Origin of the sequence: Teichococcus deserti (assembly GCF_001982615.1) — a bacterium.
Taxonomy (GTDB): Bacteria; Pseudomonadota; Alphaproteobacteria; order Acetobacterales; family Acetobacteraceae; genus Pseudoroseomonas; species Pseudoroseomonas deserti.
This window is the reverse complement of the sequence record NZ_MLCO01000350.1, coordinates 1-11321: the sequence shown is the minus strand read 5'-3', so window position 1 is coordinate 11321 and position 11321 is coordinate 1. Positions and strand designations below refer to the sequence as shown.

Below are 11321 nucleotides of genomic sequence, written 5' to 3'. Positions count from 1 at the left end.
GCGCTGGGGCCGGTGATCGGCGGCGCGGCGATGTCCTGGCTGGGGGTCGAGGGGCTGGGCTGGCTGATCCTGACGGCGCAGGCGGGGATCGCGGGCTGGGGGCTGTGGCGCATGCGCCGCCGCGCCGCGCCGACCGAGAAGGAGAATTTCCTGATCATGCCGCAGCAGCCGGTCAGCACGCAGCTGGTCGCGGCGGCGGAGGAGGCGGCGATCGAGCGCAAGGAGGCGGCTGCCACGCCTTGAAACGGCGCGGCCGCAGCCCCATCTTGGTCTGGATCACCCAGGACGCTGTGGCGCCTTGGCGCCGGTTACGGCGATTCGGGTGATTTTTCAGCCGGTTGCTGCAACTCTTGGCGCCGGTTCGGGTTCTTGGCCGCGAAACACGCGGCGGAACCCGGCGTATCTCTCACCGAAGGAAGAACCGGGGGGAGCGCCTGAAGGCGCCGCACCCGGAGGATAGTTGTAAGTTGATGAAGACGAATTCGACCCAGAGCCTGCCGATGATCCAGCACCCGCCGCGCCAGGTGGCGCAGCCGGTCTCGATGACGCAGGCCGAGATCCGCAGCCTGGTCATCGAGACCATCGGCTGACCAGGCCGCCCCATCGGGGGCGGCTGAACTGACAGAAGAAAGATGGGGGTCCGGGGGAATTCATTCCCCCGGCCTTTTTTATTGGTACAGCTTCTCGACCACCGCCGCGTGGTCCTGCAGCACGATCTTCCGCTTCACCTTCATGGTCGGCGTCATCTGCCCGTTCTCGACGGTGAAGGGCGCGACGCAGGCGGAGTAGCGGATCCGCTCGATCCCCGAGAGCTTGCCGTTGACGCGCCGGAGGGCGGCCTTGACCGCCTCCTCGCCCTGCCGGTCGGCCGGGACGAGCAGGGCTGCCAGACCAGGCCGCCCTTCGCCGGCGACGACGGCCTGGGCGATCTCCGGCTCGGCCATCAGCAGGCTTTCCAGCCGCGCCGGGCTGACCATATCGCCACCCAGCGTCTTGATGAAGTCGCGCTTGCGGTCGGTGATGCGCAGCCGTCCCTCGACCAGCTGGCCGACATCGCCGGTGTGCAGCCAGGTCTCGCCCTCGGGCGGCGCCGAGCGCAGCGCGGTGGCGCTGGCCTCCGGCTGGTTCCAGTAGCCGTCCATCACCAGCGGGCCGCGCACCAGCACCTCGCCATCCTCGGCGATGCGGATGGTGACGCCGGGCAGCGGCCGGCCGACGGTGGTGCGGTCGTTGTCCCAGGGGGTGTTGACGCTGACCACCGGCCCGGCCTCGGTCTGGCCATAGCCCTGCAGCACCGGCAGGCCGAGCGCCAGGAAGAAGCCGGACAGGTCGGGGTCCAGCCGCGCCCCGCCGGAGACCATGGCGACCAGCTGGCCGCCGAAGCGGGCGCGGACCTTGCTGCGGACCAGCCTGTCCAGCAGCGCGTCCTGCACCTTCTCGAAGACATTCAGCCCGCCGGCGTCCAGCCGCCTCATGCCGAGCGACAGCGTTCGGTCGAACAGGCCACGCTGGAAGGCGGACTGCTTCTCGAGCCCGGCCAGGATGCGGGCGCGCAGCACCTCGAACAGCCGCGGCACGGCGGTCAGCACCTGCGGACGGATCTCGGCGAGCTCGGCCGACAGCTTCTCGGCGCCGCGGCTGAACACCACCTCCAGCCCGAAGGAGCAGAGCAGGTAGATCACCGTGTGTTCATAGGCATGGCTGAGCGGCAGGAAGGACAGGTAGGAGGCGTCCTTCGGCAGCCGCAGCGCGCGGATGAAGTCGGTGATGCCGTCGCGGTTGGCCAGCATCGCCCGGTGCGGCAGCATGACGCCCTTGGGCGGGCCGCCGGTGCCGGAGGTGTAGATCAGGCAGGCCAGCCGCCCGGCCGGGATCTGCTCGGCCTCGGCATAGAGCATGGCGAGGTCGCCACGGGCCTCGACCAGGCTGGACCAGGAGATGGCGCCCGGGGAATCCTCCATCGAGACCAGCAGGTCGAGCCCGCCGAGGCCGGCCGCCTCGGCCAGCGTCTGCGCCAGCCGCGCGGTGGAGACGATCGCCGCCCGTGCGCCGGAATCGCGCAGCAGATGGGTGTGGTCGGACAGCGTGTTGGTGGTGTAGCCGGGCACCGAGACGGCGCCCACCGCCATGATGGCGCAGTCGGCGACCAGGAATTCGGGCCGGTTCTCGGCGACGATCACCACGCGGTCGCCGGGGCAGACGCCGCGGGCCCGCAGGCCTGCCGCGACCGAGGCCACCTGCAGCGAGAATTCCGACCAGCTCATCCGGCGCCAGTCGCCGCCGCGCCAGTAGCGCAGCATCGGCCGGTCGGGCCAGGCGCGGGCGAGGCCCAGCATCATTGCGGGCAGGCTGGTCCAATTGTCCTCGGCGGCGGGCATGGCGGTGGTGCTTTCCTTCCGTCTTCTCGGGCCGTCTCGGGCAGTCCTTGGGGCCGTCCTTGGGCAGTCCGGCAAGCCGTCCCGCCGGCGTCCGGCGGCATGTCCGGGCACAGGAAGGGCAGGGGGGCGCTTGGCCTGCGTCTCCAGGGGCTTATATCGAGTGCCAGAGAACCACAACCGCAAGGCCTCCCGTGCAGCTCTCCCACGTCCATCCGATCCTTCGCGACACGTCCGGCCGGCCGGGCGGCCCTGGCAGTGCGGCTCCGCTGCCGGTCTGGGACCTGAAGGACCTCTATGCCGGCCCGGCCGATCCCGCACTGGAGGCCGACCTGGTGCGGGCGGATGCCGAGGCGCGCGCCTTCGCCGACGCCCATGCCGGCAAGCTGGCGGGCCATTCCGGCGACGCGCTGGCCGCGGCCATCGCCGAATACGAGCGGCTGGAAGAGGTGCTGGGGCGGGTCATGTCCTTCGCATCGCTGATTTTTTCCGGCGATGCCCAGGACCCGGCCAATGGCCGCTTCTACCAGACCATGCAGGAGCGGGCGACGGTCATCTCCAGCCACCTGCTGTTCTTCACCCTCGAGCTGAACAAGCTCGAGGAAGCGGTCCTTGAGAAGAAGTTTTCCTCCAAGGCGCTGGCCCGCTACCGCCCCTTCCTGCGGGATCTTCGCGTGTTCCGGCCTCACCAGCTGTCGGACGAAGTGGAAAAACTGCTGCATGACAAGGAGGTGACCGGGCGCTCGGCCTGGAACCGCCTCTTCGACGAGACCATCGCCGGGATGGAGGTGAAGGTGGCCGAGGAGACGCTGAACGTCTCCAGCGCGCTGAACAAGCTGTCCGACGGCAACCGCGCGACCCGCGAGGCCGCGGCGAAGGGCATTTCCGCCGCCTTCGGCGACAAGGCCCGCCTGTTCACCCTGATCACCAACACCCTGGCGAAAGACAAGGAGATCATCGACGGCTGGCGGAACTATCCGCGGCCGGGCAGCAGCCGCAACCGCGCCAACATGGTCGAGGACGGCGTCGTCGACGCCCTGGTCGATGCCGTGGTCGCCAGCTATCCGGCGCTGTCGCACCGCTATTATGCGATGAAGGCCAAGTGGCTGGGCCTGCCGAAGCTGCAGCACTGGGACCGCAACGCGCCGCTGCCCGACGAGGATGACAGCGCCATCTCCTGGGACATGGCCCGCGATCGCGTGTTGGCCGCCTATAGCGGCTTCCACCCCGAGCTGGGGCGTATCGGGAAGGAGTTCTTCGACAAGCCCTGGATCGATGCGGCGCTGCGGCCCGGCAAGGCTTCCGGCGCCTTCGCCCATCCGACGGTGCCCTCGGCGCATCCCTATCTGCTGGTCAACTATCACGGCAAGTCGCGCGACGTGATGACGCTGGCGCATGAGCTGGGCCATGGCGTGCACCAGGTGCTGGCCGCCGACCAGGGCTACCTGATGTCGGGCACGCCGCTGACGCTCGCCGAGACCGCCTCGGTCTTCGGCGAGATGCTGACCTTCCGCGCCGTGCTCGATGCCGAGACCGACCCGAAGCGCCGCCGCGCGCTGCTGGCCGGCAAGGTCGAGGACATGCTGAACACGGTGGTCCGCCAGGTCGCCTTCTACCGCTTCGAGACCCTGCTGCACGACGCCCGCCGCAAGGGCGAGCTATCCCGCGAGGAGATCGGCGCGCTCTGGATGCAGGTGCAGACCGAGAGCCTGGGCCCGGCCTTCGACTTCTCGCCGGATTATGAGATCTACTGGTCCTATGTCCCGCATTTCGTCCACACCCCCTTCTACGTCTATGCCTATGCCTTCGGCGACTGCCTGGTGAACGCCCTCTACGGCGTCTTCCAGGAGGGCAGCGTGCCCGGCTTCCAGGAAAAGTATCTTGCGTTGCTGCGCGCCGGCGGCACCCTGCGGCACAAGGAGCTGCTGGCCCCCTTCGGGCTGGACGCCTCCGACCCCGCCTTCTGGCACAAGGGGCTGAACGTCATCGCGGGCTTCATCGACGAGCTGGAAAACACGGATGGCTGACGACCGCGAAGGCAGCTCCCTCTTCGGCGAGCTGCGCCGCATGGCGCGCACCTCCGGCGCCGTGGGCGGCATCGCCGCCCGCGTTGCCGGGGAACGCTTCCTCGGGCTGAAGACCGACCGCACGGCGCATGCCGGCGACCTCAAGGCGGTGCTCGGCGGGCTGAAGGGGCCGCTGATGAAGGTGGCGCAGTTCCTGACCACCATCCCCAACGCCCTGCCGAAGGAATACGCGGCCGAGCTGGCGGCGCTGCAGGCCAATGCGCCGCCGATGGGCTGGGCCTTCGTCCGCCGCCGCATGTCGAGCGAGCTGGGCCCCGCCTGGCAGTCCCGCTTCCAGAGCTTCGGCCAGGAGGCCTCGGCCGCGGCCTCGCTCGGCCAGGTGCACCGCGCCACCCTGCCGGATGGCACGCTGGTCGCCTGCAAGCTGCAATACCCGGACATGTCCAGCGTGGTGGAGGCCGACCTGCGCCAGCTCAAGCTGGCCATGGGCCTCTTCGCCCGCATGGACGACGCCATCCAGCATGACGACGTCTATGTCGAGCTCTGCGACCGCCTGCGCGAGGAGCTCGACTACGAGCGGGAGGCGGCGCAGATGCGCCTCTACAACCGCATGCTGCGCGACGAGCCGACCATCCGGACGCCGACCCCGGTTGAGGGCTACTGCTCCAAGCGGCTGCTGACCATGACCTGGCTGGACGGCCGCCCGATCCTCGACCGCCTGGCGGAAGACCCGGGCCAGGAGGAGCGCGACGCCTATGCGACGGCGCTGTTCCGCGCCTGGTACGTGCCCTTCTACCGCTATGGCGTCATCCATGGCGACCCGCATCTGGGCAACTACCAGATCCGCCAGCCGACCGGTGACAGCCCGGCCGGGATCAACCTGCTGGACTACGGCGCCATCCGCGTCTTCCCGCCGGCCTTCCTGCGCGGCGTGGTGATGCTCTACGAGGCGCTGCGCGACCACGACCAGGACAAGGCCGCCGAGGCCTATCGCATCTGGGGCTTCACCGATCTCTCCAAGGAGAAGATGGAGGTGCTCGGCCTCTGGGCGAAGTTCCTGCACGAGCCGCTGCTCGACGACCGCATCCGCCCGATCCAGGAAAGCGACGACCCGGATTTCGGGCGCAAGGTGGCAGCCGAGGTCCATGCCGGGCTGAAGCGCACCGGGGGGGTGCGGCCGCCGCGGGAATTCGTCCTCGTCGACCGCGGCGCGGTCGGGCTGGGCAGCGCCTTCCTGCGGCTGAATGCGCGGCTGAACTGGCACCGGCTGTTCAACGAGCTGATCGAAGGCTTCAACGAGCAGGACCTGCAGGCGCGGCAGCAGCAGGCGCTGGACGAGGCGGGGGTGCCCCGCTGAGAAGACAGGCCAGGGGGCGCCGCCCCCTGGACCCCCGCTGGGGTGGCAGCGGCCACCCCAGACCCCGCGATCATAAAAGACCCTTGGAACGGAACGACAGGCAGACGCCGGCGCCGACAACAAGATGATCGTGCAGCACCAGGCCAAGCGCCTCCGCAGCGCGGCGCAGCTCGGCGGTCATCGCGACATCGGCCTTGCTGGGCGTCACATCGCCGCTCGGATGGTTGTGCACCAGGATCAGCGCCGCGGCGCCCAACTCCAGCGCGCGCTTCACCACCTCCCGCGGATAGACCGGCGTGTGGTTGACCGTGCCGCGCCCCAGCGCCTCGTCGGCGATCAGCCGGTTGCGGACGTCGAGGAACAGCACCCGGACCTGCTCGACGCCCTCGCGCCCCATGGCCGCCCGGAGGTAGCCGGTCAGCGCCTCCCACGACCCCAGCAGCGGCCGGTCCAGCAGCTCCGCCCGCATCAGCCGCAGCGCCGCGCCCTGCACCGTCTTCAGCGCCGCCACCCCGGCCTCGCCCAGCCCTTCCACGGCCAGCAGCGCCGGCACAGGGGCGGACAGCACCCGCGCGAAGCTGCCGAACCGTGCCAGCAGCGCATGCGCCATCGCCTTGGTGTCCCGCCGCGGCAGCGCCAGGAACAGCAGCATCTCGATCAGCTCATGGTCCAGCAGCGCGTCGGGCCCGGCGCCCAGCAGCCGCTGGCGCATCCGCGCGCGATGCCCCTCCGCCGCCATGGGGCGCGGCGGCGCGGCGACAGGGCTCAGCAGGTCGGGCAGCAGGGCAGGGGAGGCGGACATCCCGGCCTCCGCCATGCCGGGCGTCTTGCGCATGCGGCCTCCGTTCTCACCCGCAGGTTGAACGAAGGCCGGCGCTCATGTCCAGAAAATCAGGCGGTGGTGTCGCCGTAAGGCGGCTTGTGCAGCCCGGCAGGCGAAAGGGTAAAAACCTCGCAGCCGCTCTCGGTCACGCCGATCATGTGCTCGAACTGCGCCGACAGCCCGCGGTCGCGGGTCACCGCGGTCCAGCCGTCATCCAGCACCTTCACGTCGGGGCGGCCGGTGTTGACCATCGGCTCGATGGTGAAGAACATCCCTGTCTTCAGCACCGGGCCTTCGCCGGGGCGGCCGAAATGCAGCACGTTCGGCGCGGCATGGAAGGTACGGCCGATGCCATGGCCGCAGAAGTCGCGCACCACGCTGAAGCGGTGCTTCTCGACATAGCTCTGGATCGCGTGGCCGACATCGCCCAGCCGCGCGCCCGGCTTCACCGCCGCGATGCCGCGCAGCAGGCTTTCATGCGTCACGTCCATCAGCAGCCTGGCCTTGGTGCTCGGCGTGCCGGCGGCATACATGCGGCTGGTGTCGCCGTACCAGCCATCCAGGATGACGGTGACGTCGATGTTCAGGATGTCGCCGTCCTGCAGCGCCCGCGTGCCGGGGATCCCGTGGCAGACCACGTGGTTGATCGAGATGCAGGAGGCGTGCTGGTAGCCGCGATAGCCGATCGTCGCCGAGATGGCGCCATTGGCCTCGATGAAGTCCTGGATGGTCTTATCCAGCGCCGCCGTGGTCACGCCGGGGCGGACATGCGGGGTGATCATGTCGAGCGTCGCGGCAGCCAGCTGGCCCGCGCGGCGCATTCCCTCGAAATCTTCCGGCGCGTGCAATGTGATGCGCCGCGCCTCGGCACCGGATTGTTCCATGATGGCGAAAGATGCGCGGATCGCACGCCGCTTGCAAGGCGCTGGCGCCGCAGACCTGCCCTGCCCGGGAGGCTAATGACCCGGCTTGTCGCCGGTCTTGTGCTCGACCGTGCCGAAGGCCTCGGCCAGGCTGACCTGGCCGCTGCCGCGCGGCGCCGCCTTGGGCTGGTTCGGCCCGGGCGCCCAGCCGGTCAGGGTCAGCATCTCCAGCGGCGCGGCGATGGTGCCGTCCGCCCCCGGGGTCAACGCCGCCAGCGCCATGGGGAAGAAGGCGCGCGGCGGAATGCGCGGGTCGCGGGCCAGCACCGCATTGCCCTCGCCGGCGGCGCGCAGATCGGCCAGCAGGGCGAGAGCCGAGCGGTAGCGCAGGTCCAGCCGCTCGCGATCGGCCACCGGCATGGCGAAGCCGGCCCGCTGCAGCAGCGCCGCCCCGTCGCGGATCTCCGGAAACGGCGAGACCCGGGGGCTGATGCCGTCGCGCAAGCGGGCTTCGGCCTGGCCCAGCGCCTCGCGCAGCGGCTGCAGCGTGCCCAGCGCCGGCAGCGTCGCCAGGAACAGCCCGTCCGGGGCCAGCGCCCGGCGGATCTGCAGCAAGGCCCCCGGCAGGTCGTTGACCCAGTGCAGGGACAGATTGGCGACGATCAGGTCGAAGCTGGCAGGGGCGAAGGGCAGCCATTCCTCGTCGCCGGCCAACGGCACCCCGCCGGCGCCTGCCGCCATCCGCGCGGACAGGTCCATCGACACGGCGAAGCCGACGCCGCGCGCCCGCAGCAGCGGCGCCACCACGCCGCGGCCGCCGATCTCCAGCGCCCGGTCAAAGCGGCGCAGCGTGTCGTCCAGCCGGTCCAGCAGCCGCTCGGCCGCGGCCTCCAGAATCGGCGCCACCTGGGCGACGCCGCCCGCCGCGCGGTCGCGCCGCCGCCGCACCAGAGCCCGATCGAAAACCCGCATCGCATCCGCCATGCCGCGCCCATGCGCCAAGCCGCGGCCCTGCGCAAGCGGTGCTTGCAGGAGGCCAGGGTTGCGGCCTACCCTCACGATATCGTGAGTGACTGTGCCAGGAAGGCTGCACCCATGACCGCTGTCCCGCCGCTGCGCCGCCTGGGCGGCGCCGTGCTCGACGCCCTGCTGCCGCCGCGCTGCCTGGGCTGCGGCGAGGCGGTGCTGCGCCAGGGCACGCTCTGCGCGCTCTGCTTCAGCGCGACGCCGCTGATCACCCCGCCCTGCTGCGATGCCTGCGGCCTGCTCTTCGCCGATCCGACCCAGGCCGAGCTGGGCGCGGACGGCGCGCCCTATTGCTCGCGCTGTCTGATGGCGCCGCCGCTCTACGGCCAGGCGCGGGCGGCCTTCCTCTATGGGGAGGGCAGCAAGCGGCTGCTGCTGCCCTTCAAGCATGGCGACCGCGGCGAGCTGGCCGGGCCGCTGGCCTGGCAGATGGCCCGCGCCGGGCGCGACCTGCTGGCCCGGGCCGAGCTGATCCTGCCGGTGCCGCTGCATCGATGGCGACTGCTGCGCCGGCGCTACAACCAGGCGGCGCTGCTGGCCGCGGCCCTGGCGCGGCTGTCGGGGCGGCCCTGGGCGCCCGACCTGCTGCGCCGGCCGCGCCGCACGCCGGCGCTCGGTGAGAAGGGCCTGGCGGCGCGGCTGCAGGCGGTTGCCGGCGCCTTCGACCTGGCGCCCGGGGCGGCCGCGCGCATCGCCGGGCGGCGGCTGCTGCTGGTCGACGACGTGCTGACCACCGGCGCCACGGTCAGCGCCTGCTGCCATGTGCTGCTGCAGGGCGGCGCCGCCGCGGTGGACGTGCTGGCGGCCGCGCGGGTGCCGGATCCCTGGTCGGAGGCCGAGGCAAATCCACCGCCGCCGCCCGCTGCGGTGCCGCAACGCTCTTGACCGGAGCTCCAGTGACGCCGATGTGTCAGCGCATGCCCCAGGTCGAAATCTACACCACCGCCTTCTGCCCCTATTGCTCCCGCGCCAAGCTGCTGCTGGGCCGCAAGGAGGTCAGCTTCACCGAATATGACGCGCCGAACGGCTCGGCCGAGCGCGACGACGCGATCCGCCGCTCCGGCGGCCGCACCACGGTGCCGCAGATCTTCATCGACGGGCAGTCGATCGGCGGCTGCGACGACCTGATGGCGCTGGACCGCGCCGGCAAGCTGGATGCGCTGCTCAAGGCGGGCTAAACACCCCGCCTTCCTTCCCTTGCCGCCGCACAGACCAGGGCCCGAATGATCCACTACCAGCTTCGCTGCGACCAGGACCACAGCTTCGACGGCTGGTACAAGGACAGCGCGGCCTTCGAGAAGCTCGCCGCCGCGCATCTGGTCGAATGCCCGGTCTGCGGCAGCGACAGCGTCACCCGCGCGCTGATGGCGCCGGCCATCGCCAGGACCCCGGGCGTCAAGGGCCGGGCCGAGGCGGCGCCGCTGCCGCCGGCCGAATCCGCGCTGGTTCCTCCGCAGCCGCCGGCACCGGCGCCGCTGACCGCCCAGGCGGGGCCGCCGGGCGTGCCGCAGGCCGCCGCCGGGCCGATGCCGGCCCAGGTGCTGGCGCTGCTGCAGAAGATGCGGGCCGAGGTCGAGCGCAACTGCGACTATGTCGGCGCCGACTTCGCCGAGGAGGCGCGGCGGATGCATCGTGGCGAGAGCGAGCGCCGCGGCATCTATGGCGAGACCAGTGAGGGCGATGCCGAGGCGCTGCAGGACGAGGGAATCGAGATCGCCCACCTGCCCTGGGTGCCCCGCGCCGACGGCTGAACAGCGTCAGTCTCGAAGCGCCGGGGAGGGCAACCTCCCCGGCTTTCTCTAGGCCGCCGTGTCGTCGCTGCCGCGCAGCCGTTCGGCGATCTGGGTCAGGCTCTCGCGCAGCGGGGCCATCTCCTCAGCGGTCATCCGGGCGGCGCAGCCGAGCGCCTCGGGGATGGCGCGGGCGGGCCGGCGCAGCGCCTCGGCCTTGGCTGTAAGGGTGACGCGGACGACGCGCTCGTCGCGCGGGTCGCGGCGGCGGGCGACCCAGCCGGCGGCCTCCATGCGCTTGAGCATGGGGGTCAGCGTGCCGCTGTCGAGGAACAGCCCGTCGCCGAGCTCGCGCACCGTGCGGTCGTCGCGCTCCCAGAGCTGCAGCAGCACCAAGTATTGCGGATAGGTCAGGCCGTGAGGCTCCAGGTGCGGGCGATAGGCCTGGCCGAAGGCATGGGCCGCCGCGTAGATCGCGAAGCACAGGTGATCCTGCAGCTTCATCGGTCCCCCGTCGGTCATCGCGGCCTCCACGCCATTTCGTGAGGATAGATAGTGCGCAATGGGATTGACGACAACTTTTGCCCGATTAGATTGTGCGCAACTGATCGCCGCAGAGACCGCGGCTTATTGAGGAGCTGAAAGCCATGAAGATCCTGTATCGCGCCCGTGTTTCCGCCACCGGTGGCCGCGAGGGCGCCGCGCGCAGCGATGATGGCCTGCTGGAGGTGAAGCTGGCCCCGCCGAAGGAGCTGGGTGGCGCCGGCGGCGCCACCAATCCGGAGCAGCTGTTCGGCGCCGGCTACTCGGCCTGCTTCCTGGGGGCGATGAAGTTCGTGGCCGGGCAGCGCAAGATCAGCGTGCCTTCGGACGTCTCGGTGGCGGCCGAGGTCGGCATTGGCCAGCGCGACGACGGCGAGGGTTTCGGCCTGGAGGTGGCGCTGACGGTGTCCTTGCCGGGCATGGCGCAGGCGGCGGCCGAGGATCTGGTCGAGCGCGCGCATCGCGTCTGCCCGTACAGCCATGCGACCCGCGGCAATATCCCCGTGACGACGACGGTCGCGGTCTGACTGACAGAAATAGATGAGGGGTCTGGGGAGAATACCTTCTCCCCAGCCTT

General features: G+C 70.8%; 11 protein-coding genes and 1 pseudogene. 7 read left to right on the top strand and 5 right to left on the bottom strand.

What is annotated here, in order from left to right; translation table 11 throughout:
- Positions 1-243, top strand: a pseudogene (locus BKE38_RS26855) (MFS transporter); the annotation flags it as partial.
- 425 nt (positions 244-668) lie between these two features.
- Here BKE38_RS26855 and BKE38_RS26850 read toward each other — a convergent pair.
- Positions 669-2378: an AMP-dependent synthetase/ligase gene (locus BKE38_RS26850; protein WP_076960265.1), complete on the bottom strand. Its 1710-nt coding sequence runs from the start codon at positions 2376-2378 to the stop codon at positions 669-671.
- A 191-nt stretch (positions 2379-2569) separates the two neighbouring features.
- Between BKE38_RS26850 and BKE38_RS26845 the strand changes: the two genes are divergently transcribed.
- Positions 2570-4402, top strand: a complete 1833-nt coding sequence (locus BKE38_RS26845; protein ID WP_076960264.1) for a M3 family oligoendopeptidase — start codon at positions 2570-2572, stop codon at positions 4400-4402.
- A complete protein-coding gene (locus BKE38_RS26840) occupies positions 4395-5759 on the top strand; it encodes an ABC1 kinase family protein (RefSeq protein WP_076960263.1) in 1365 nt (454 codons plus the stop codon). Before BKE38_RS26845 ends, BKE38_RS26840 begins: the two co-directional genes overlap by 8 nt.
- Positions 5760-5829: 70 nt before the next feature.
- Here BKE38_RS26840 and radC read toward each other — a convergent pair whose 3' ends face one another.
- The 3 genes from radC to BKE38_RS26825 form a co-directional block, all read right to left on the bottom strand.
- Positions 5830-6594 (bottom strand): RadC family protein, encoded by a 765-nt coding sequence (gene radC / locus BKE38_RS26835; RefSeq protein WP_076960262.1) that lies wholly within the window; start codon positions 6592-6594, stop codon positions 5830-5832.
- 56 nt (positions 6595-6650) lie between these two features.
- The gene (map, locus tag BKE38_RS26830) at positions 6651-7466 is read right to left on the bottom strand and encodes a type I methionyl aminopeptidase (protein ID WP_076960261.1); all 816 of its coding nucleotides are present in this window, start codon (positions 7464-7466) and stop codon (positions 6651-6653) included.
- Between the two features lie 72 nt (positions 7467-7538).
- Complete coding sequence (locus BKE38_RS26825; RefSeq protein ID WP_242662582.1) at positions 7539-8417, bottom strand: methyltransferase domain-containing protein; 879 nt, start codon at positions 8415-8417, stop codon at positions 7539-7541.
- Between the two features lie 123 nt (positions 8418-8540).
- Here BKE38_RS26825 and BKE38_RS26820 point away from each other — a divergent pair, with 123 nt between their 5' ends.
- Genes BKE38_RS26820 through BKE38_RS26810 form a run of 3 tightly spaced genes read left to right on the top strand, consistent with a single transcriptional unit; the run spans position 8541 to position 10222 of the window.
- Positions 8541-9356: a double zinc ribbon domain-containing protein gene (locus BKE38_RS26820; RefSeq protein ID WP_076960260.1), complete on the top strand. Its 816-nt coding sequence runs from the start codon at positions 8541-8543 to the stop codon at positions 9354-9356.
- A 32-nt stretch (positions 9357-9388) separates the two neighbouring features.
- Complete coding sequence (gene grxC / locus BKE38_RS26815) at positions 9389-9649, top strand: glutaredoxin 3 (RefSeq protein ID WP_076960259.1); 261 nt, start codon at positions 9389-9391, stop codon at positions 9647-9649.
- Positions 9650-9694: 45 nt separating this feature from the next.
- Positions 9695-10222, top strand: coding sequence for a DUF1178 family protein (locus BKE38_RS26810; RefSeq protein ID WP_076960258.1), 528 nt, complete (start codon positions 9695-9697; stop codon positions 10220-10222).
- A gap of 48 nt (positions 10223-10270) precedes the next feature.
- Here the strand turns inward: BKE38_RS26810 and BKE38_RS26805 are convergent, their stop codons facing one another.
- The gene (locus BKE38_RS26805; RefSeq protein WP_076960257.1) at positions 10271-10723 is read right to left on the bottom strand and encodes a MarR family winged helix-turn-helix transcriptional regulator; all 453 of its coding nucleotides are present in this window, start codon (positions 10721-10723) and stop codon (positions 10271-10273) included.
- A 125-nt stretch (positions 10724-10848) separates the two neighbouring features.
- Between BKE38_RS26805 and BKE38_RS26800 the strand changes: the two genes are divergently transcribed.
- On the top strand, positions 10849-11271 hold the full coding sequence (locus BKE38_RS26800; protein WP_076960256.1) for an organic hydroperoxide resistance protein: 423 nt from the start codon (positions 10849-10851) through the stop codon (positions 11269-11271).
- Positions 11272-11321 lie beyond the last annotated feature (50 nt).

Excerpts from the sequence above, each read along its gene's own strand:
- BKE38_RS26850 (WP_076960265.1), bottom strand. The coding sequence starts at position 2,378 with ATGCCCGCCGCCGAGGACAATTGGACCAGCCTGCCCGCAATGATGCTG.
- BKE38_RS26840 (WP_076960263.1), top strand. The coding sequence starts at position 4,395 with ATGGCTGACGACCGCGAAGGCAGCTCCCTCTTCGGCGAGCTGCGCCGC.
- radC (WP_076960262.1), bottom strand. The coding sequence starts at position 6,594 with ATGCGCAAGACGCCCGGCATGGCGGAGGCCGGGATGTCCGCCTCCCCT.
- map (WP_076960261.1), bottom strand. The coding sequence starts at position 7,466 with ATGGAACAATCCGGTGCCGAGGCGCGGCGCATCACATTGCACGCGCCG.
- BKE38_RS26825 (WP_242662582.1), bottom strand. The coding sequence starts at position 8,417 with ATGCGGGTTTTCGATCGGGCTCTGGTGCGGCGGCGGCGCGACCGCGCG.
- BKE38_RS26820 (WP_076960260.1), top strand. The coding sequence starts at position 8,541 with ATGACCGCTGTCCCGCCGCTGCGCCGCCTGGGCGGCGCCGTGCTCGAC.
- grxC (WP_076960259.1), top strand. The coding sequence starts at position 9,389 with ATGCCCCAGGTCGAAATCTACACCACCGCCTTCTGCCCCTATTGCTCC.
- BKE38_RS26810 (WP_076960258.1), top strand. The coding sequence starts at position 9,695 with ATGATCCACTACCAGCTTCGCTGCGACCAGGACCACAGCTTCGACGGC.
- BKE38_RS26805 (WP_076960257.1), bottom strand. The coding sequence starts at position 10,723 with ATGACCGACGGGGGACCGATGAAGCTGCAGGATCACCTGTGCTTCGCG.
- BKE38_RS26800 (WP_076960256.1), top strand. The coding sequence starts at position 10,849 with ATGAAGATCCTGTATCGCGCCCGTGTTTCCGCCACCGGTGGCCGCGAG.